Genomic DNA, 20,488 nt, shown 5'->3' with positions numbered 1-20,488 from the left:
AGATGCTGCTGGTGTCGCGGTGCTGCGTGGAAGCTCAGGCCTTGCCGAGGATCCGGTTGAGGTTGGTGCCACACACGGGGCACACGGCCTTGGCCATGCGGGTGCCCTTGTCGTTGACACGGACCTCGCCCTCGGCCTCGCGCTTCTCCTTGCACTTCACGCAGTAGAACTCGCCGCTCCAGGTCTCCGCCATGACGGCCTCCTTGCTTGTCAGTTCACGGTCGCCGCGACGGGGATGACAGGGGAAGCCCGCCGGCACCGAATGGCTCGTGCCACCCGGTCGCGACGACCCTACGGCACGTGGAGCGCCTGGCGCACACGGCACACCGCTGAGCGCGAAACGGGGAAGATCGCCCGTGCGGCCGCCTGCGGCGTCCGGTCGGGCCCGTCGTAGGCTCCCGGCCATGTCCGAGACCCACCTCCGAGTCGAACGTCCGGGCGACGGGGTCGTGCTCCTGACCCTCGACCAGCCCGACCAGCGCAACGCCATGTCGGCCTCGATGACGGCCGCCTGGGAGCAGGCGATGAGCGAGCTGGCGGCCGACCGCGGGGTGCGGGCGGTGGTGGTCACCGGCGCCGGCAGCGCGTTCTGCTCGGGCGGTGACACGTCGTGGATCGCCAGCGAGCCCGACGCCACAGTCGACGACCTGCGGGAGCGGATGCTGCCGTTCTACCGGGCGTGGCTGTCGATCCTGCGGCTCGACGTGCCGACCATCGCGGCCGTCAACGGCCCCGCGATCGGGGCCGGGCTGTGCCTGGCCCTGGCCTGCGACCTCCGGTACGCCGCCACCGGGGCGCGGCTCGGTGCGCCGTTCGTCCGGCTGGGCATGCACCCCGGGATGGGCGCGACCTGGCTGCTGCCCGACGTGGTCGGGCCCTCGGCGGCCCGCGACCTGCTGCTGACCGGGCGCACCGTCGACGCCGACGAGGCGTTCCGGCTCGGCCTGGTCTCGCGGGTGATCGACCAGGACGGGTTCCTCGACGAGGTGCTGGCGACGGCGGCCTCGATCGCCCGCACTGCTCCGGTCGCGAGCCGGCTCACCACGCGCGCGCTCCGGGGCGGTGGTCCGGCCGACCTCGAGGCCGCCCTCCAGTGGGAGGCCCTGGCCCAGCCGGTCACGCTGGCGACCGCGGACCTCCAGGAAGGCATCCGTGCCGCCCGAGAACGTCGCGAGCCGCGGTTCACCGGCCGCTGAGCTACCGCGGTCGACTCCGCCGGCCCGGGCCCACCGCGTCCGGGCGGGGGAACCCGGACGGGCGCCAGCCGCCAGAGCGACCGTTCCGGGGTGGGGCCCGGATGTGGCAAGACGGGGACCCAGGCACCTGGCGACGTCTGCCTTCCCCTTGCGAACGTCGTCCGGCGACCTGGGGCCCCGTCTGGACCCCACGCTAGGAGGCCACGTGGGGAGGGTCAACGCAGCGGCGCCGATTGGCCGCCGAGCCTGTGGACAGGCCTGTGGACAACCACGGGGAACCCTGTGGACAGAGGCCGGTTCGCCGTGGAGACAGCTGGGGACGTGCTGTGGAGGCGACGCGGGGTGGGGTGTCCGCGACCGCGCTGACCAGCCATGATGTCGTGCACGGGGTGTGCACGGAAAAAAGGTCGGCCCCACGCGCGAGAGGAGGCCGGGTGTGACCCCGGAGCAGGCGTACGGCGGGACCGGTGACGGTGCGTATCTCGCAGGGCCGGTGGCGGCGCTGCGACGGATCGCCTTCCTGATGGAGCGCGGCCGTGAGGAGACCCGCCGGGTGCAGGCCTTCCGGACCGCGGCCGCGGTGCTGCTGCCGCTGCCGGCCGGCGAGGTCGAGGCCCGGGTCGAGGCCGGCACCCTGACCGAGCTGCCCGGCATCGGGCCGAGCACCGCCGCGGTGGCCGAGGCGGCGGTGCGAGGCGTCGTACCCGAGCGCCTGGCGAAGCTGGAGCGCGAGCACGCCGGCCCGCTCGTGCCCGGCGGCCGGGAGCTCCGGGCCGCGCTGAAGGGCGACCTGCACTCCCACTCGGACTGGTCCGACGGCGGCTCACCGATCGAGGAGATGGCCTTCACGGCGATGGAGCTCGGCCACGACTACCTCGTGCTCACCGACCACTCGCCCCGGCTGACCGTCGCCAACGGGCTGAGCGTGGCCCGGCTGACCCGCCAGCTCGACGTGGTGGACGCGGTCAACGAGCACCTCGCCGGCTCGGGCTTCACGCTGCTCAAGGGCATCGAGGTCGACATCCTCGACGACGGGGGGCTCGACCAGACCGACGAGATGCTGGGCCGGCTCGACCTGCGCGTCGCCAGCGTTCACTCCAAGCTCCGCCAGGACGCCGCCGGGATGACGCAGCGGATGCTCGGTGCCGTCCGCAACCCGCGCACCAACGTGCTGGGGCACTGCACCGGGCGGATGGTGATGGGCAACCGTGGCACCCGCCCGAGCAGCGACTTCGACGCTCGGGCCGTGTTCGAGGCGTGCGTCGAGCACGACGTCGCGGTCGAGATCAACTCCCGACCCGAGCGTCGCGACCCGCCGACCAAGCTGATCGAGCTCGCTCGCGACCTCGGCTGCCTGTTCTCGATCGACTCCGACAGCCACGCGCCCGGCCAGCTGGACTTCCTCGACTACGGCTGCGAGCGGGCCGAGGCCGCGGGCATCGACCCGGACCGGGTCGTCAACACCTGGCCCCGCGACCGGCTGCTGGCCTGGGCCGACAAGACGTCCTGACTCCCGCGGAGCGCCGTGCCCGGCTGTCGGCGGTCGGGGCTAGCGTGGGCGCATGCCGTCGCAGACAGCCGTGGAGGTTCGCCGCTCGGCCCGCCGTCGTCGTACCGTCTCGGCCTACCGCGAGGGCGACCGCATCGTCGTGCTGATCCCGGCCCGGATGAGTCGGGCGCAGGAGGCCGAGTGGGTCGAGACCATGGTCGCCAAGGTGGAGCGGGCCGAGGCCCGGCGCCGGCCCAGCGACGACGACCTGGTCACCCGGGCGGCCCACCTGAGCCGAGCCTGGCTCGAGGGCCGTGCCGAGCCGCTCTCGGTCCGCTGGGTCGACAACCAGCGCACCCGCTGGGGCTCGTGTACCCCGGCTGACCGGTCGATCCGGCTCTCGCGCCGGCTCCAGGGGATGCCCGACTGGGTGGTCGACTACGTCCTCGTGCACGAGCTGGCGCACCTGATCGAGGCCGGGCACAACGACCGGTTCTGGGGCTGGGTCGGTCGCTACCCGCAGGCCGACCGGGCCCGGGCCTGGCTCGACGGCTACTCCGCGGGCGCCCGGCTCGAAGGCGCCGACGACTGAACCCGCTCGAGGGCCAGCGCGATCAGGTCGTGCAGCTCCGGCTCGAGGTCGGGCAGCGCGTCGAGTCGCCACCAGCGCACGTCCAGCGACTCGTCGCTGACGCTGTGGGCGGCCCCGTTCGGCGCCACCGCCACGAAGCGCACGTCGAGGTGGTGCACGTCGCCGCTGCCGCCGCAGAAGGGCACCGCGTGCTCGCTGAGCTGGACCGGCACCGGGTCGAAGCGCAGGCCGGCGACGCCCGACTCCTCGGTCGCCTCACGGAGCGCGGCGTCGGCCAGGCTCGGGTCGCCGGGCTCGACATGCCCGCCGAACTGGAACCACCGACGGGCCTTCGCGTGCAGGGTGAGCAGGACGGCGTCGGCCCCGGCGTCGAGCACGAGCGTGCTGGCGGTCAGGTGGTCCGGCACGCAGCTGCGGGCCAGCCCGTCCGGTCGGGCCTCGAGGTGGTCGACGTAGCGGTCGCGCAGCGCCGACTGCTCGGTCGACGGAGGGAGCCACGAGCGCAGCGCGACCAGCGCCGCGGCGTGGGCGCTCACTCCTCCTCGGGCGGGCTCTCGGCCGGCCCGTCGGCGGCCCCGCCGAGACCGCCCTCGAGCAGGCTGCGCAGCTCGGCGTCGAAGTCGTCCTCGGTGAGGGTCTCGGGCGCGTCCGAGCCCTCACGGAAGCCCAGCGGGTCGTCGAGATCGGCGTCGGTGGGCAGCAGGTGAGGGCTCATCCAGACACCGTCGCGCGCCTCCACGCCCTGTCGGGTGCGCAGCGACCCCCACAGGGTCGAGGCGTCACGCAGGCGGCGGGGCCGCAGCTCGAGCCCGACCAGCGAGGCGAAGGTCTGCTCGGCGGGCCCGCCCGCGGCACGGCGACGTCGGACCGCCTCCTGGAGCTTCGAGGCCGACGGCATCCGCTCGGCGGTGGCCTGGCTGACGACCTCGTCGACCCAGCCCTCGACCAGCGCGAGGGCGATCTCGAGGCGCTTCAAGGCGGCCTCCTGCTCGGGTGAGCGGGGGATGTCGAAGAGCCCGCCCTCCATCAGCTCCTGCACGGCCTCGAGGTTGGACGGGTCGATGCCGCGCAGCCGCTCCTCCATGGTCTGCTGGATCCGCCCGGTGTTGATCTCGATGCCCCGGGCGTAGTCGGTGACCGCGCCGATCAGGTGGTCGCGGAGCCACGGCACCCCGGCGAAGAGCCGCTGGTGGGCGGCCTCGCGCAGGGCGAGGTAGAGCAGGACGTCGCTCTCGGGGACGTCGAGGCCCTCGGCGAAGTGGGCGACGTTGGTGGGCACCAGCGCGGCCTTGCCCGGGGCACCCAGGGGGAGCCCGATGTCGGAGGCGGCCAGCACCTCGCCGGCCATGGCGCCCAGCCCCGAGCCGACCTGCGAGGCGAGCATCGAGCCGATCGCCTTGCCGAGCATGCCCAGGATCGGGCCGCTCATCGCGGCCGCCTCGGCGGGCAGCGCGTTGCCCAGCGCGCCGACCGACGACGCGGCGATCGGCTCGACCAGCACCTTCCAGACGTCGGTGGTGCCGACGATCCACTCGGCCCGGCTCCAGGCCGCGGTCGAGGTCACTCCGGAGCCGAAGCCGGTGGTCTCGTCGAGCCACAGGTCGGCGAGTCGCACCGCGTCGGCGACCTCGTCGCGCTGCTTCTGGGTGGTCGTCGGGTCGGGCTGCTGGGCGACGGTCTTGCGGGCCATGTCGACGGCGAAGTCCCAGTTGAGCGGGCCGTCGTACGGCTGCATCATCGACTGGAGCTGGTTGAAGAGCTGGCCGAGGTCGGGCGCCCCGCCCCCGAAGAACTGCTCGAACGGGGTGCCGCGGAAGGGGTTCTGCCCCTCCTGGCCGTCGTCCGGCGGTTGGTTGGTCATGTCTCCACGGTACGCCGTCGGCGGTTAGGGTCGCCCTGTGCCGGACCACGCCCAGGACGCCGCAGCCTCACCGCTGCGACTCGTCGAACTCCGCGAGACGCCGCTCGACGTGGCGGAGGTCGTCGCGTCGCTCGACGACGACTCCTCGGGGGGTCTGACGCTCTTCGTCGGGAGGGTGCGAGACCATGACCACGGGCTCGGCGTGACCGGGCTGGAGTACTCCGCGCATCCCACCGCGCTCGACGCCCTGCGTCGGGTCTGCGAGCAGGTCGGCCGGGAGCACGACGTGCACGGCGTCTCCGCGGTGCACCGCGTCGGCCGGCTCGAGATCGGCGACCTGGCGGTGGTGGTGGCGACCACGGCCGCCCACCGGGGGGACGCGTTCCAGGCGTCGCGCGCCCTGATCGACACGCTCAAGGCCGAGGTCCCGATCTGGAAGCACCAGCACTTCGCCGACGGCAGCGAGGAGTGGGTCGGCACGCCCTGAGGGTGATGGGGCGCGCCTGACGTCGCGGTGACCACCGGTTGCCTACCCTTCTCGTGTGCAGATCCTGTGGTGGCTCGCCCCTCCCGTGGTGGCGACCGTGCTGGCGATGGTCTGGGTCGCCTGGCTGGGTCGTGACGGCCGCGGCCAGGTCGACCGCGAGGTCGCCGTACGCCGGCTGAGCGAGGCGATGTCCCGCCCGTCGCGCCCGACGCGGCCGGCGCGCACCGCCCCGGCGCGACCTGCCGCACAGGGCGAGCGCAGCACGGGTGTCGCCGTGCGACCGTCCAGCCGGCCGGTCGACCGCACCCGACGCGCGTCCTGACTTCGGCAGGGTGAGAGGCTTCCCGCATGACGCAGCGCACGTTGGCCGCTCTGCTGGCCGTGCCGCTGTTCGTCGCGCTCGGCCTCTACATCGCGATCTCGCCCCTGCCCTACGTCACCTACGCCCCCGGACTGACCGTGAACGTGCTGGGGGACAACGGCAACAAGCCGATCATCACGGTGCAGGGCCACCGGACCTACCGCGACTCCGGTGAGCTCCGGATGACCACCGTGTCGGTGACCGAGCGCAACGCCAAGCTCGACCTGTTCACCCTGCTGCGCACCTGGGCCTCGCGGGACGACGCGATCTACCCCTACGCCATCCAGTACGGCGACTCCGGCAGCCAGCAGCAGGACGCCCAGCAGGGTCAGGTGGAGATGGTCACCTCCCAGGACTCCGCGGTCGCGGCGGCACTGACCCAGCTCGGGATCAACATCCACGCCGGCATCGAGATCGTCGGGGTGACCCCGGGGATGCCGGCCGACGGGCAGCTCCAGGTGCGCGACATCCTGCGCTCGGTGGCCGGGCACCCGGTCGGCCCGAAGACCGACGTCGGCGCGCTGCTCCAGGCGGTGCCGGCCGGCACCCCCGTGCCGATCGTGGTCGACCGCAACGGGCACCGCGTGCGGGTCTCGATCACCCCGACCACCAAGGCCGGCCACCAGGTGGTCGGGATCACCCTCCAGGTCGGCTACACCTTCCCCTTCAAGGTCTCGGTGGCGATCCCGGACAACATCGGGGGCCCGAGCGCGGGACTGATGTTCGCCCTGTCGATCTACGACACCCTCACGCCGGGCTCGCTGACCGGCGGTCAGGTCGTGGCCGGCACCGGCACGATCACCGCGGACGGCACGGTCGGCGAGATCGGCGGCATCCAGCAGAAGATCGCCGGAGCCCGCCAGGACGGCGCACATCTGTTCCTCGTGCCGCCCGCCAACTGCGCCGACGCCCTCGGCGGCGACAACGGCTCGATGCGGCTGGTCAAGGCGCCGACCCTCAGCAAGGCGATCTCCGAGGTGCAGGCCTGGTCCGCCAACCACGACGCGCCGCTGCCCTCGTGCGGAGCCTCCTCATGAGTCCCGACCCGGCCCTGGCCGCGGCGGTGCTCGAGATCGAGCGCCATGCCGCCCGGTCCGGCTGGGACCAGCCCGCTCGTCTCTTCGCCCTGGTCGACACCTCCCGGCTCGTGGACCGCGAGCCGCAGCTGGCCGGCAGTGTGGGTGAGGCCGAGCTGACTCCGGTCGAGCAGGACGGCCTCGTCGCCGGCCGGCCGCTCGAGGACCAGCTGGTCACCATCAGCTGGCCCGAGACCGTCGACGGCTGCGCCGCGATGGTGGAGCGCTTCGTGCTGCCGCCCGACGTCGAGGCGGAGCTGCCCGACGAGCCGGCGGCCGCCGCGTCGTACGTCGCGGGCCACCCCGACCGCCAGGAGGTCCGGATCGTCGCCGGTGCCCTGCGCTCGGGTGCGTCGTTCTGCGCGCTGCGGCTGCGAGCCCACGACGACGACGAGTCGGTGCTCGGCGGCGAGGACCTCGTCCCGGCCCTGCTGGAGCTCGTCCGTGGGACGCTCGAAGGGGAGGACCTGTGAGCGAGCACGCCGAGGAGGAGTTCGAGGACTTCCGGCCCCGCCGGTCGCGCCGCGGCCGGATCCTGCTGTTCTCGATCCTCGGCCTGGTCGTGACCTTCTTCCTGATCACGCTCTTCGCCTCCCTCTACACCGACCGCCTGTGGTACTCCTCGGTCGGCTACTCCAGCGTCTTCGACAAGATGCTCTGGACCCGGGTCGGGCTGTTCGTGGGCTTCGGGCTCCTGATGTCGCTCGCCGTGGCCGGCAACATGGTGATCGCCTACCGGGCGCGGCCGTTCTACCGCCCCGACTCACCGGAGCAGACCGGGCTCGACCGCTACCGCGAGGCGGTCACGCCGCTGCGCACGCTGCTCCTGGTCTCCCTGTCGGGCGTGATCGGCCTGTTCGGTGGTGTCGCCGCCAACGGTCAGTGGCGCTCGTTCCTGCTGTGGGCCAACCGGGTGCCGTTCCACACCAGCGATCCCTACTTCCACAAGGACGTCGGCTTCTACGTCTTCACCCTGCCGTGGCTGCACTTCGTGGTCGGCTACGCGATCGCCGTGCTGGTGCTGAGCGCCCTGGCCGCGGCGGTCGTGCACTACCTGTACGGCGGGATCCGCCTCCAGGTGGCCCAGGACCGGCTGTCCGGCACCGCGACCGTCCAGCTGTCGGTGCTGGTCGGGCTGCTGCTGGTGGTCAAGGCGTTCGGCTACTGGCTCGACCGGTTCGACCTGGTGACCAGTGGTGGCCTGCTGACGGGGATGGGCTACACCGACCAGCACGCCGTCCTCCCGGCGCGCAACATCCTGATCGGGGTCGCCCTGATCTGCGCGGTGCTGTTCTTCCTGACCACCTGGCGCCGTACGTGGCTGCTGGCCGGTGTGGGCATCTCCTTGCTGCTCGTCACCTCGATCCTGCTCGGCCTGATCTGGCCGGCGTTCGTCCAGCACTTCCAGGTCAGCCCGACCGAGGGCCCCAAGGAGGCGCCGTACATCCAGACCAACATCGACGCCAGCCGCGCGGCGTACGACCTCAACGGGATCGAGGTCAAGCAGTACGCCAACAGCACGGCGACCGCCGCGACCGTGCAGCAGATCATGGACGAGACGGCCTCGGTGCCGGTGGTCGACCCGCAGCTGGTGCAGAAGGCCTTCGAGCTGACCCAGCAGGCGCAGTCGTACTACAAGGTCTCCGAGCCACTCGACGTCGACCACTACCAGATCGACGGCCACGACCGCTCGATCGTGCTCGGCGTCCGCGACCTGGACCAGAAGGGGATCGACCCCAAGGACCAGAACTGGGGCAACCTGCACACCGTCTACACCCACGGGAACGGCGTGATCGCGGCGTTCGGCAACCAGCGGCCGCCCAGCGACACCCGCCAGACCGCGAAGGTGCAGTGGGCGCAGGGGCAGAACCCGGGACAGGACTCCCTCGAGCAGGCCACCGGCCCGTTCGAGCAGCGGATCTACTTCGGCGAGGGCAGCCCGAGCTACTCCATCGTCGGCCGGACGACGGCCAGCAACACCGAGCTGGACTTGAGCCCGAGTGGAACGCCGACCCACACGACGTACGACGGCAGCGGCGGGGTCGACGTGGGTGGCTTCTTCAACAAGCTCATGTACGCGATCAAGTTCGGCGACTCCAACTTCCTGCTGTCCGGCCGCGTCGGGCCCGACAGCAAGGTGCTCTACTACCGCAACCCGGCCCAGCGCGTGGAGAAGGTCGCGCCGTGGCTGACCCTCGACACCGACATCTATCCCGCGGTCGTCGACGGCAAGGTGCTCTGGATCGTCGACGGCTACACCACGACCGACCAGTACCCGCAGTCGCAGCGCACGTCGTTCTCCGACATGATCACCGACTCCCTGAGCCGGCAGCCCGGGGTCCAGACCCTGCCGACCGACCAGATCAACTACATGCGCAACGCGGTCAAGGCGACCGTCGACGCCTACACCGGCCAGGTCACGCTCTACGCCTGGGACGAGACCGACCCGATGCTCCAGGCCTGGAGCAGCGCGTTCCCGGGGACGATCCAGGCGCGGTCCGCGATCCCGCCCGACCTGCTCCAGCACTTGCGCTATCCCGAGGACTTCTTCAAGGTCCAGCGCTACCAGTTCGCGCGGTACCACGTGACCGACCCGAGCAGCTTCTACACCGCCAACAACCGGTGGGCGGTGCCCGAGGACCCCAACGTCCAAGGCAAGAGCCAGACCCCCGTGCGGATGTACACCCGCAACCCGGTGACCGGGCTGCCGATGTGGTCGCTGACCTCCAACTACGTGCCGCGCGACAACACCAACCTGGTCGGCTTCGTCGCCGTCGACAGTGACGCCACGTCGTCCGACTACGGCCAGATCCGCGTCGAGGAGCCACCCGACCAGAACGTCCCGGGCCCCGGGCAGGTGCAGAGCACCCTGCTGACCAGCCCGCAGATCACCCGCAAGACGCAGTCGTTCCGCCTCGGTGACGCCTCGCCGGAGTACGGCAACCTGCTCACCGTGCCGCTCTCGTCGGGCCTGATGTACGTCGAGCCGGTCTACGCCGCGCGCACCCAGGGCGACTCGGCCTCGCTGCTCACCCTGCGCTACGTCCTGGTCTCCTACAACGGCAAGGTCGGGATCGGCGACACTCTCGTCAACGCGATCACCGACATGACCGGCGGTGGTGGGAGCAAGCCGCCGCCGTCCAACCCGCCGCCGACCAAGCACCACCAGGGCAAGGGCGCCACCGCGAAGGCCCACGCCCTGCTCCTGCGTGCCCAGCAGGACTTCGCCGCCGCGGACCGGGCCTTCAACCACGGCCACTTCGGCCAGTACGTGAAGCTCAACCACCAGGCGCGCGCCGAGGTCGCCCGGGCCCTCAACCTCCTGGGCTAGCCCCACCTCGATTTGAGCCCCGCACCCCCGACCCGTAGACTCGTCTCTGCGACGCGGGGTGGAGCAGTTCGGTAGCTCGCTGGGCTCATAACCCAGAGGTCGCAGGTTCAAATCCTGCCCCCGCTACCAATCAGGCCCGGAATCAAGCGTGATTCCGGGCCTGAAAGTATTTGAGAATTTGATCCTGCGTCCATTTACTGTCCACTTACTCGCGCGGAGCGCCCCTGAGGGGCCCAAACGACGCAACTCGTCCCGGCTGGTGCCCAGTGGTGCCGGCTCATCCGGGCGCGGGGACGCACCTCAAGGGTGTGAAGACCAACACAACACGGGGCGGTCTGGAGCCGCTGATCGGCGTCGAAGAGCTCTCGGAGTACCTCGACGTGCCCATCAAGACCCTCTACGAGTGGCACCAGGGCGGCAAGGGGCCGCCCGCGGTGCGCGTGGGGCGCCGCCTGCGGTACCTGGTCTGCGACGTCCGCTCGTGGCTGGATGGGCAGCGCACCGACCCTGTGGAGGCGCGCTCCGAGGTGAGGTGACCTGCGATGGCTAGGCCGCGCACCCCGATCGGTCGTTCGGTGAGATCAGCTTCACCACGATGCGGAACGGCCAGGTCCAGGCTCGGACGCGGTTCCGCGACGACGACGGCAGGATCCGCCGCGTCGCCGCGACCGGTCCCGGCCGGGCCGCCGCCGAGCGAAAGCTGAAAGTAGCTCTGACCCACCGCACAACCCGTTCGTCCTACGCAGAGCTCACCCCTGACAGCTCGTTCACGCACCTGGTGGAGCTGTGGCTTGAGGACCTCGACCTCGAGGACAAGGTCGCCCAGAGCACCCGCGCGCTGTACGAGCGGAACATGCGGCAGCTGGTGCTACCGACCTTCGAGCACTACACGCTGCGAGAGATCTCGGTCTCCCGGGTGGATCGATTCCTGAAAGCCCTGGCAAAGAACAAGAGCTACAGCACCGCCAAGCAGGCGAAGACGGTCCTAAGCCTGGTGTTCGGGCTGGCTGTCAGGTACGACGCGCTCAGGGAGAACCCCGTGCGTGAGACCGCCCGGCTCCGCAGACCCCCATCGCAGGCACTTGCCCTGACCTCGGAGCAGATCGAGGTCATCCGAGAGGCCGTACGGGGGTGGCGACGGGAATCGGGGTTGTGCGGACCGAAACCGGACGGACAGCTAGAGCAGATCATCGAAGTGATGCTCGGGACCTCGGGCCGCATCGGAGAGGTCCTGGCGCTCCGCAAGTGCGACGTCGACGTGACGCGCACACCGGCGACCGTGCGGATCTGCGGAACCATCGTGTCGCCGGCAAGGAAACCGACCCGCCGTCAGGATCACCCCAAAACGTCGAAGTCGAGCCGGACTGTCTCGGTGCCCAGCTTCACCTCCGAGGTACTCCGCGCGCGCTTGGTTGTGGTGTCCGACGAGGACCCTGAGCACCTGCTGTTCTTCACTCGAAACCACACGCCGCTGACAACTAACAACATCCGACGTCGGCTGAGGGCCGCTCTCGATGGCACTCAGATTGCTGGCGTCACCCCGCACTCGTTCCGCCGGACCGTCGCCACGTTCGTCGACCGTGCCGCTGGCTCCGAACTCGCCGCGGACCTGTTGGGCCACACGTCGGCGGACATCACCAGGGCCCACTACATCGAACCGAACGAGCACGTGAACCCGGTGACGGCCGAGATCCTGGAGGCGCTGGCTCCTCAAGTGCACGATTCCGGACAGGACGACTCAGGAGGGTAGGAGACCGGGCCGCACGCGACAACTCGCGCGTTCCTCTACCAGAAGACGCGGGTCCCGCTCTTTGCGCCGTCGTGCGTGGCTGCCGTTCTCGTATCCGACACACGCCGGCACGGTCCAAGTCTCGACCGGCATACCGAGGAACTCGGCAAGCTCGTAGGCGGACAGAAGTGGCCGAGCACACACCACGGGGCGAGCGCGTGGCACGGACCCTAGATGTGCCGGCCGGACGGAAGCGCTCCTCGGGTCGGGCGGTGAATCAGCGCGGCGTGGAGGATCGAGCGGTTGAGCCCTGCAGCCGGGGTCATCCCGGCCCCCGACCCCCGCCCCGACCCCCCGGCCGAATCCAACGACGTGAACTGAACTATGCGGCCGCCGGTAGCGATAAGACAGCTGAATCTCCGAAGATGACCCGTTCGGGCCATGGCGTATAGCACCACTACCGCTGACCAGCGCGGCTCAACCCGTCGACCATGTTCCCTACCGAAAAAGGAGGCGTCACAGCCCGACAGCATGAAACGCATAGCCGTCATGCGGTACTGACACTCGCGGTCGGGCGGCAGCTGGACGCGGCGCCCCCGCCCGCAGCATCCGATGCCCGGATCTCAACGAAGATGTGGCCTCCCCTCCACCGGACAGCTCGCGCATGCCCGCAGCGCGCAGCCGGGCGGGCCGGCGGCCGGTATGAAGCTGACCACGAGATCCCTAGCGCCACACGACCATTGGCCGAGTCGACGGCACCAACGCCGACAACCAGGGCCGACGGTGTCAGAGATCGCCCGGTCGAGCGGAACCGCGCTCTCGGTGTGCCCGGCCGACCCGTGGCCCGGCCGGGTGGTGGATCTGGCTGTCTCGGGTGATGCGCCGCGCGTGTGAACCAGACCGCTAGTCCCGACGTGCCATACGTCACGACGCGAATGCCCGGTCCGGCCCGGTAGGCCGCCCGGATACGGTTCGGTTCATCGCGTCACCCCCCAAGCCCAGCGCGAAGCAGTTGCGCCCCACCAGACTCCTTCTCGGTGGGGCGCTTCCGCGTCACACCGCTCCACGAGGACCTGGTCAAGGGCATCGTCACCGCTGGTGGACCCAAACCAGCTCTGGCTGAGCGACGTCACCGGTCATCGCATCCTCGAACGGACTCTCTGCCTGTGCGCCACCGAGGACAGTTCTCGAACCGGACCGTCGGCTATTCCATCGACTCCCACGCAGGCTGCTAATCCCCGGCGTCGTTCCGACCGCGAACATGGTCGGAACTCGCGTGCACGCAACGGCATCTCGAGAAATGAGAAGTCTGGCAACAATCCGGGTATTCAACGCGCACACTGGCGAGAAGTGAACGCCACTACATCCGGGGGAAACATGCTGAGCTTCGAAGAAACGGACGAGACCGTCACGCCGTCACAAGCCGAAGATGTGTGCCCCCGGGTTGACGACGTGGATACCGAACAGACAGATCCGATCACGGCCCCAGAGAGTTCGACGAGCGCCGCCGCTCGGCTGCTCGAGCTGGCTGCCGTCACCGCCGACCGGCTCGTCGTGAACGCGAAGACAGAAGCCGAATCGCTGGTCACCGCCGCACGCGCCAGCGCTGATGCGATCCTGGAGTCAAGTCGCGCGGAGGCGCACCGGGTAGCTGCCGAGCTGGCTCGCAGCAAGGAGCAGCAGACCGCCGAGCTCGACCGTGAGCGCACCACGGCCCTGGCCGGGCTTGCCGCCGAGAAGGCCGCCCTTGAGGCGCGGAACGCGACGCTGCGTCAGATGCAGAGCGACCACCGTCGCCAGATGCGTGACCACCTCACCGAGCAGCTCTCATTGCTCGACGCAACACTGCCCGAGGCGCCTACTGCCATCCGCTGACATTCCACCAGTAGTGGCGCGAGCCTGAGCCGGCTGCCACGTCCTGAGTTCTACGCTCGACCCGATGCCCGCTGAGGATCCCAAACCTCGGCGGGCATCCTCACGCCCGAGGCGAGACCGCCGTCCCCGCTGGTTCGATCGCCGTGACCACCGGGACGCTCTCATGCCCTGCCAAGGCACACCCCCAAGGGTGCACCGCCGTGGGGAGCGCGGAGCCTAGTCTCCGAAACAAGAGTTCAGGAGAGCGGGGAACTCCTGAAGCCCAGCGCCCCGTCCGCTTCGAAGAAGCGGGCGGGGCGCGACACCCGTCCGCCCCTGCAGTGCGCGGCCACGCCCTGGTGGCAGGAATAGGGGAGGCCCCGGACTACTTCGACGTCTAGCGTTGCCAGCAGGCGCGACGGCTTTCCCCAAGATCCCAGCGCCACGCGTGCCCGCGCCGCACACCCGGTGACCACGGGGACGGCCCCGATGCCCGCGAGAGCCCGGAGACTCTGGCGGGCATCGTCAAGCCCGAGCGTTCGCCCTTCCCAAAAGCGGGGTGGCGGGCGTAGCGTCCGAGGTCTCCTCCGCGTTCTCGAGCCACGTCGGAGACGTGCCCCAAACCATGGTACGAACCGGTTCCGGAGTGCGTAATGCGCCCCGCGGCCCGGATTCGGGGGACTTCGGGCTGGCGGGGCGCGCCAGCGATTGCGATCCCCCGAGAAGCCCGCCAACCGTGCGTCCCGCGCTGACCCCCGGCAGTCTGGGGCGCATCTTCCGGCCTCCCTTTGGCACAGCCACTGCGCACGAAAGTCTCGGTAGGCGGGGGCCTTTCCGCGATCACCGGTCCCCAGGGGCTGGGGGCCGAAAGGCCCTAGTCCGGCGCCCGCGATGGCACCTAGGTTCTTGATCGTCGCGCCATCCCCCCGGCACAATCCTCCGGCGCGGCTCAGCGCCCCGCCTCGAGTACCAAACGGTGTGAGGCGCTGCTGGCCGCGACCGCCAGTGGCTACGTGGGGTTTCCCAACGGACCTGATCATCGACTGTGTGGACAAACAACTGCGCGGCTCCCTGCTGGTCCGCAGCGATCGCCCGAAGGTGTTCCATAGCCTCGGCCAGCGTCGGGTGCTCGTCGAACACACACGCCCCGTGGTCGCACTCCCACCGACCCTGAGCCGTCTCGATCGCACGGAAGAACCACGCCATCAAGCAAGGGTGGGCACCCTGGACGAAACCAACTAGTGCCGAAGGTCCCCGCTGGAGACCCGAGACTCCGACGGGCATCGTCATCCCCGGATTAGGGTCCGTCCGGTCGCCGATCCTCCCTTGAGCCCCGAAGGGGACCTCCAGGCTCCCGTCACATGGCCCTGACCCGGTCAGCGGGCACGGTGTCGAGTCGGACCTGACTGGGCGCGGTGTGCCACTGCACGTTCGTCAGCGGTGCATCGTCCTTCTCCCACGACGCCCCTGGTGGGGAAGAACGTCATAGATAGGCCATGCATAGTCCCGGAGCCCCGTGTGACAAGGCCGTGGGTCACCTCCCCCCGGGGGTCCAGAGCAGTCTCTGGTCGCTGGGTAGCCGTCGACCTCGGCTGCGTGGCGAAAGACCGCGGTATGAGTCGGCTCTCTCAACGCAGAGCGTCTTCCGTCGCCCGTCATGCGGTCACCCGGTGCCGCCCGCTGATGGCGTCAAGGTTGCGCCCCTCTGCCTCTGCCCGAGGGCCGCGCCCCTACTCGTCCAACGAGGTGACTCGCCTGCGGTACTCCCCGGGTGTGGGTGGCGACAGCTCCGGACCGGCCTGCATGAGTGCCTAGGGATCGTTTAGAGGCGGGTCCCACCGAGCCCTGTGTCCAGGTGAATCCCGCCATGCCAAGGGGTGCGACGCTCCTATGGTTCGTCAAGCCGCAGGGGCGCCGTTTTCGAGTAGGCGGTAGAGGTCGCGGGCGACGTAGTGGGCAAGGCAGCGTTTGATCTCGCGGCTGGTCTTGCCTTCGGCGGTGCGGCGGGCGATGTAGTCGCGGGTGGCTGGCTGGTGCTGGATCCGGCTCTGGACCACGGTGTGCAGGACGTTGTTGAGGTTGCGGTCGCCGTAACGGTTGAGTCGGTAGCGGGTGGTGATCTGACCACTGTTGGCCGGAATGGGTGCGACTCCGGCGAGCATCGCAAACGCGGCCTCGGAGTGGATCCGCCCGGGGTGGGACCAGGCGCACAACACTGTCGCCGCGACGATCGGTCCGACGCCGAACTCCTCGAGCAGATCAAGGCGCCAGCCGCGGATGATGGCCAAGATCGCCTTCTGCAGCTCACGTGCCTCCTTCAACATCGCGTGCGCGCGATGAGCCAAGGTCCGCAGCGCGACGACGGTGCTGGTGGTCTCGACGTCCCACGAGGAGTGAACCCGCAGCTGTGCGGCGGTGGTGAGCATCGCGGCGAGCTTCTGGCCGCGGAACCGAGCTCGGATGGGTTCGGGTGCCGCGATCACCAGGCTGAAGACCTGTAGCTGGGCCTCGGTGGAGGCATTGATCGCCGAGCGGCGCGCAGCCAGGAGCACCGACAGTGCTTGGCGTTCGCCACCAGTACGGGGAGTCCCCAACCGCGCTCGCGCCATCGCCTCACGGGCGGCACGGACCGCATCCAGCGGGTCGGACTTCGCGCCGTTGCGGCGCGCGGCCCGCTTCGGGCGGTCCAACCCGATGACGATCTCCGACATCTCCAGCAGATGCCGGCTCAAGCCAGCACCGTGACCGCCGGTCCCCTCGATCGCCCAGGCCCGCAACGTGGCGTGTGCCCGTTCGCGAACTCCACGAGCTCGGCATAGCCCTCGACTGTCGCCTCGACCGAGATCTCGTCGAGCACCCCACCCGTCGCGGTGTCGAGGACCGCCGCGGAGTGGGTGTGGACGTGGGTGTCGACGCCGATAACAACATCGACCACTTCGCGTAGATCGGTCAGACTGTTCATGCGTTCTCTCCTCCGCCGGACGGGACGTGGTTCCGGTCCGGGACGGAGGCTCGGCAGGACTGTGATGAGACACGCCAGGCGCTGCTAACGCCAGGTGGTCAAGCTCCTGATCAGGCCAGCTCCTCCAACCGGGCCGGGGCCGGCAACCACGAGCGGACAGGTCGCAGCAAGGCACAAAGCCAGTCACTCCGGGGGTCACACCCGCGGTCACCAACCCACAGCCCACCACCATCAGGCTGCGCAGGCGATCCTCACAGCCACTCCGCCGCCAGTTGGCGCCCGGTGTGTCTGGTCGTCAGGCCGTCATGACTGCCCGAGTTGGCTTACCCCTCGACATCCCGGCGGAACGTGCCGAAACGGTCAAGCCCTGCCTCGCGACTTTGGGGTGAGAGGTCCGATGTCCGACCCGGGACGGGACTTCGGACTCTGTGAGAGCCACTGGGCGTGCGCGGATCCTCGAAGGCATGCGGTCACTGCACTTGGTCCTGGCTGCGCTAAGGCGACCTGGTGACCCCTGGTTTCGACACCGCCCAGGGCTCGCACTGATCGTCATCGCCGGATTGTTCGCCTCGGTCTTTGCGCTGCGCCTGTCCGCCGGCACCCCAGTGGACGCTTACTCGATGCTCTACGTCTTGCCCGTGGCGCTGGCCGCGACCGCGTTCGGACAGCGTGGTGGCATAGCGGCCGCCATGGTCGCGGTCGCCCTGATCGTGGTGTGGACGCTGGCGCGGGACGTGACCCTCAGTCCCCTCAGCTGGGCCTCACGCGTCGGACCCCTTGCCCTGCTTGGCGTGCTCCTGGGCAGGTCGACTGACCGCGCACTTCGAGCTGACGCGGAACGCAGACGGCTCGAGCGCACCGCCTTGCTCCACCGGCAGGCGATCGAGATCAATGACTCGCTGGTGCAACAGCTGGCTGCGGCCAAGTGGTCGTTTGAAGCTGGGCATTCCGACACCGGCTTAGAAGCTCTCACCTCGGCCGTCCACGAGGCGCAACAACTCGTCTCAGGACTGATCCGGGCAGCTGGCATGGCCGACCACAGCGAGCAGGTGCCCAGCGCGGTAGACATGTTCGAAACGCTCGCGAGGCCCCCCTAGGGTCGGCTGCCTTCGGTGCGCTCGGCCCAGACACGCGAGCGCTGCTGCACAAACGGGATCCGGCGCTGTTTGGCTGCGGTTATCTGGACTCGGTGATGGTCACGCAGCACATGCCGGGCGTCGGGGTCAGGCCGGCCTGCAGGGGCACCGGTCCGACGCGTTCGAGCAAGCCTTCGATGAGGTCGAGGTTCATCCCGCAGACGAGATCGGTGTGGTGTTGCGCGAGGCTGTGGAAGGGGCAGTTGGCCAGCCTGATCGCCCTACCATCGGTGCGCGGTTCGTAGCCCTGCTCGGTGAGGACCTCGTTGACTGCGTCGACGATCATGCTCGTGGTGGGGCGGCCGCCGGCCTTGTCGCGCGCTTGCTGTCCCAGGGCTTGTCCGGCCTGCTTGGCGGCGGCGCTGAGCGCTTGACCGATGGGCACCGTCGTCTCCTCGGCGGTCGCGATCGCCTGGGCCATGACGTGCCCGGCGAGGTCGTAGCGTCGCCCGGGCAGGCTGACCTCGATCTCGCGTGAGGCCCGCCGGTAGCGCTTGGCCGGTCGACCTGCACCGGGACCGCCTCGCCCCGGTGGCCGGGTGTACTCGGCCTCCAGTAGGCCTTCCTCCTCGAGCTTGTTGAGGTTGAACTTCGCTACGTGGTGCGCGACCCCGACCGCTTCAGCAGCCTGCTCGCGACTAACCGGCTCGGGTTGTGCCACCACGAAGAAGTAGAGCGCTCGGCGAACCGGTTCGGCGAGCGCAGCAACGCTCGCCACACGACTGGGGAAGTCCTGAGGGGTCACGGCGTGCTCCTGGATGCCTGGATCTTCTAACAGATACATATCTTGACGATAGAGAGAAGAAGGTCTAACGTCCAATGTAATATCCGTTAGAAGGAAAGGCAAGAAGACCATGACCGTCACCAACCCACCCGCGGGCAGCAGTGCTGGCCAGCTCTCCACCGCCGAGCAGCTCAGGTCCGACCCGACGTTCCAGGCGTTCTGGCTGCTTCGGATCGGGTTCACCGTCGCGCCGATCCTGTTCGGGATCGACAAGTTCGCGCACGTGATGACCAACTGGGACAAGTACCTGGCACCCTGGGTGAACGACCTGGTGCCGGGTACTGCCCATCAGGCGATGTACGTCGTGGGGATCATCGAAATCGTCGCGGGCTTGGCTGTGCTGACCAAGCCCCGCTTCGGTGGCTACCTCGTCGCGGCCTGGCTCCTGGGAATCATCGTGAACCTGCTCAGCATCGGCGGTTACGCCGACGTGGCGCTGCGTGACTTCGGCCTGCTCCTGGCCGCACTCACTCTGGCCCGGCTCGCCACCGCGTTCCCGACCGGCCACCGCGTCACCAGCCAGTAGGACTCCAGCCGAGGATCGGGACACTGCGATGACCACCGCATACGTCCTGTCAGGTGGCGGCAGCCTGGGTGCCGTCCAGGTCGGGATGCTGCAGGCCTTGACCGAACGCGGCGAAAGCCCAGACCTGCTCATCGGCACCTCGGCTGGTGCCATCAACGTCACGTACGTGGCCGGACATGGCACCCGCCGAGCCTCGCTGGACACCCTCGCCAACCTGTGGGGTGGATTGCGACGTCGCGACGTCTTCCCGCTCAGCCCGGGTAGGCACCTGCTTGCGCTGCTGGGTCGACGCGAGTCGATGTTCTGCGCGACCGGCCTACGCCGACTGCTCACAACGCACCTCCCCTACGAGCTGCTGCAGGACGCAACGATCCCGGTGCACGTGGTGGCGACCAACCTGCTCTCCGGACAGGAGGTCCTGCTGTCGACGGGAAACGTGGTGAGCGCCGTGCTTGCCAGCACGGCCGTCCCGGGGCTCCTGCCCGCCGTACCGCGGGAGGGGTTGACGCTGGTCGACGGCGGGCTCGCCAACAACACGGCCATCTCCCAAGCGGTGGCCCTGGGTGCTGACCGGATCTTCGTGCTCCCCGCAGGCGTCGCCTGCGCTTTGGAAACACCACCGTCCAGTCCCTACGCCACCGCACTGCACGCACTGAGCTTCCTGACCCAACAACGCCTGATCCACGACGTCACCGTCCACTCGGGGCAGGCCGACCTGCACCTTCTGCCACCACTGTGCCCGCTGGCCGTCTCATCTGCGGACTTCACCCATGGCCGCGAACTCGTCGACCGCGCCCGTCGTGCCGCCGGGAGTTGGCTCGACGACGGCCACGACCAGCTACCTCACCCGGAACGCTTCCTGTCACTCCACCAGCACACGTCAGCCGCTTCGCCCAGACGCCGAAAGCACCTCGTCAGTGGCTCCGCCACGACACGTGCAGTAGGGGTGGCGAAGTCCACCGTCAAAGACATGGGTGGCGGACTCGGAACCACCAACCTCGACCCGGTCGAGGCCAACGTGCGTCTCACCGCCGCCTGTCTGCGCCCGGAGGGTCCGCAACCGCCGCTCAGCTGATACGTCACCTTGCTTCACAGTGAGCGCAC

General features: G+C 69.6%; 20 protein-coding genes and 1 tRNA gene. 15 read left to right on the top strand and 6 right to left on the bottom strand.

The genetic code is table 11. From position 1 onward, the window contains the following. Positions 1–34: 34 nt before the first annotated feature. On the bottom strand, positions 35–193 hold the full coding sequence (locus E3N83_RS19530; RefSeq protein WP_089503918.1) for a DUF5679 domain-containing protein: 159 nt from the start codon (positions 191–193) through the stop codon (positions 35–37). A 211-nt stretch (positions 194–404) separates the two neighbouring features. Here E3N83_RS19530 and E3N83_RS09375 point away from each other — a divergent pair, with 211 nt between their 5' ends. The 3 genes from E3N83_RS09375 to E3N83_RS09365 all read left to right on the top strand — a co-directional run bounded on the left by E3N83_RS09375 (position 405) and on the right by E3N83_RS09365 (position 3,277). Further along, positions 405–1,196 (top strand): enoyl-CoA hydratase/isomerase family protein, encoded by a 792-nt coding sequence (locus E3N83_RS09375; protein WP_151083011.1) that lies wholly within the window; start codon positions 405–407, stop codon positions 1,194–1,196. A gap of 436 nt (positions 1,197–1,632) precedes the next feature. Next, positions 1,633–2,706, top strand: a complete 1,074-nt coding sequence (locus tag E3N83_RS09370) for a PHP domain-containing protein (RefSeq protein ID WP_272950297.1) — start codon at positions 1,633–1,635, stop codon at positions 2,704–2,706. A gap of 52 nt (positions 2,707–2,758) precedes the next feature. Beyond that, entirely contained in the window at positions 2,759–3,277 is a 519-nt protein-coding gene (locus tag E3N83_RS09365; protein ID WP_151083010.1) for a M48 metallopeptidase family protein, read from the top strand. On the opposite strand, the gene E3N83_RS09360 is transcribed toward E3N83_RS09365, so the two are convergent. Both E3N83_RS09360 and E3N83_RS09355 read right to left on the bottom strand, forming a co-directional pair. Further along, positions 3,238–3,813, bottom strand: a complete 576-nt coding sequence (locus tag E3N83_RS09360) for an NUDIX hydrolase (protein ID WP_151083009.1) — start codon at positions 3,811–3,813, stop codon at positions 3,238–3,240. The two genes, E3N83_RS09365 and E3N83_RS09360, sit on opposite strands and share 40 nt — an antisense overlap. After that, entirely contained in the window at positions 3,810–5,138 is a 1,329-nt protein-coding gene (locus E3N83_RS09355) for a zinc-dependent metalloprotease (protein WP_151083008.1), read from the bottom strand. The genes E3N83_RS09360 and E3N83_RS09355 overlap by 4 nt, the downstream gene beginning before the upstream one ends. A gap of 37 nt (positions 5,139–5,175) precedes the next feature. On the opposite strand from E3N83_RS09355, the gene E3N83_RS09350 reads away from it, so the two are divergent. The 9 genes from E3N83_RS09350 (at position 5,176) to E3N83_RS09310 (ending at position 13,997) form a co-directional block, all read left to right on the top strand. Continuing rightward, complete coding sequence (locus E3N83_RS09350) at positions 5,176–5,625, top strand: molybdenum cofactor biosynthesis protein MoaE (RefSeq protein WP_151083007.1); 450 nt, start codon at positions 5,176–5,178, stop codon at positions 5,623–5,625. A 55-nt stretch (positions 5,626–5,680) separates the two neighbouring features. Beyond that, on the top strand, positions 5,681–5,947 hold the full coding sequence (locus E3N83_RS09345; protein ID WP_151083006.1) for a hypothetical protein: 267 nt from the start codon (positions 5,681–5,683) through the stop codon (positions 5,945–5,947). A 26-nt stretch (positions 5,948–5,973) separates the two neighbouring features. Further along, on the top strand, positions 5,974–7,023 hold the full coding sequence (locus E3N83_RS09340; protein WP_151083005.1) for a YlbL family protein: 1,050 nt from the start codon (positions 5,974–5,976) through the stop codon (positions 7,021–7,023). Further along, positions 7,020–7,535 carry a PPA1309 family protein gene (locus E3N83_RS09335; protein ID WP_151083004.1) on the top strand — a complete coding sequence of 172 codons (516 nt, stop codon included), beginning with the start codon at positions 7,020–7,022 and terminating at the stop codon, positions 7,533–7,535. The genes E3N83_RS09340 and E3N83_RS09335 overlap by 4 nt, the downstream gene beginning before the upstream one ends. Continuing rightward, a complete protein-coding gene (locus E3N83_RS09330; RefSeq protein WP_151083003.1) occupies positions 7,532–10,393 on the top strand; it encodes a UPF0182 family membrane protein in 2,862 nt (953 codons plus the stop codon). Before E3N83_RS09335 ends, E3N83_RS09330 begins: the two co-directional genes overlap by 4 nt. 52 nt (positions 10,394–10,445) lie before the next feature. Next, positions 10,446–10,522 (top strand) — tRNA-Met (locus tag E3N83_RS09325). Positions 10,523–10,701: 179 nt separating this feature from the next. Continuing rightward, positions 10,702–10,929 (top strand): helix-turn-helix transcriptional regulator, encoded by a 228-nt coding sequence (locus E3N83_RS09320; protein ID WP_151083002.1) that lies wholly within the window; start codon positions 10,702–10,704, stop codon positions 10,927–10,929. Between the two features lie 59 nt (positions 10,930–10,988). Further along, positions 10,989–12,143, top strand: coding sequence for a tyrosine-type recombinase/integrase (locus E3N83_RS09315; RefSeq protein WP_151083001.1), 1,155 nt, complete (start codon positions 10,989–10,991; stop codon positions 12,141–12,143). A gap of 1,356 nt (positions 12,144–13,499) precedes the next feature. Further along, positions 13,500–13,997 carry a hypothetical protein gene (locus E3N83_RS09310; RefSeq protein WP_151083000.1) on the top strand — a complete coding sequence of 166 codons (498 nt, stop codon included), beginning with the start codon at positions 13,500–13,502 and terminating at the stop codon, positions 13,995–13,997. A 1,877-nt stretch (positions 13,998–15,874) separates the two neighbouring features. Here E3N83_RS09310 and E3N83_RS09305 read toward each other — a convergent pair. Both E3N83_RS09305 and E3N83_RS19790 read right to left on the bottom strand, forming a co-directional pair. Continuing rightward, positions 15,875–16,708, bottom strand: coding sequence for a transposase (locus tag E3N83_RS09305; protein WP_202879372.1), 834 nt, complete (start codon positions 16,706–16,708; stop codon positions 15,875–15,877). After that, positions 16,705–16,938 (bottom strand): hypothetical protein, encoded by a 234-nt coding sequence (locus tag E3N83_RS19790; RefSeq protein ID WP_202879371.1) that lies wholly within the window; start codon positions 16,936–16,938, stop codon positions 16,705–16,707. The genes E3N83_RS09305 and E3N83_RS19790 overlap by 4 nt, the downstream gene beginning before the upstream one ends. A 464-nt stretch (positions 16,939–17,402) precedes the next feature. Between E3N83_RS19790 and E3N83_RS09300 the strand changes: the two genes are divergently transcribed. Further along, complete coding sequence (locus E3N83_RS09300; protein WP_151082999.1) at positions 17,403–18,035, top strand: hypothetical protein; 633 nt, start codon at positions 17,403–17,405, stop codon at positions 18,033–18,035. 79 nt (positions 18,036–18,114) lie between these two features. Here E3N83_RS09300 and E3N83_RS09295 read toward each other — a convergent pair whose 3' ends face one another. Beyond that, positions 18,115–18,819 (bottom strand): helix-turn-helix transcriptional regulator, encoded by a 705-nt coding sequence (locus tag E3N83_RS09295; RefSeq protein ID WP_191908034.1) that lies wholly within the window; start codon positions 18,817–18,819, stop codon positions 18,115–18,117. A gap of 109 nt (positions 18,820–18,928) precedes the next feature. Here E3N83_RS09295 and E3N83_RS09290 point away from each other — a divergent pair, with 109 nt between their 5' ends. Beyond that, on the top strand, positions 18,929–19,384 hold the full coding sequence (locus E3N83_RS09290; RefSeq protein WP_151082997.1) for a hypothetical protein: 456 nt from the start codon (positions 18,929–18,931) through the stop codon (positions 19,382–19,384). 28 nt (positions 19,385–19,412) lie between these two features. Then, positions 19,413–20,459 (top strand): patatin-like phospholipase family protein, encoded by a 1,047-nt coding sequence (locus E3N83_RS09285; RefSeq protein WP_151082996.1) that lies wholly within the window; start codon positions 19,413–19,415, stop codon positions 20,457–20,459. Positions 20,460–20,488: the final 29 nt, after the last annotated feature.

It is taken from the genome of Nocardioides cynanchi (genome assembly GCF_008761635.1).
In the GTDB taxonomy this organism is placed as follows: domain Bacteria; phylum Actinomycetota; class Actinomycetes; order Propionibacteriales; family Nocardioidaceae; genus Nocardioides; species Nocardioides cynanchi.
This window is presented reverse-complemented; position numbering and strand designations above follow the sequence as displayed.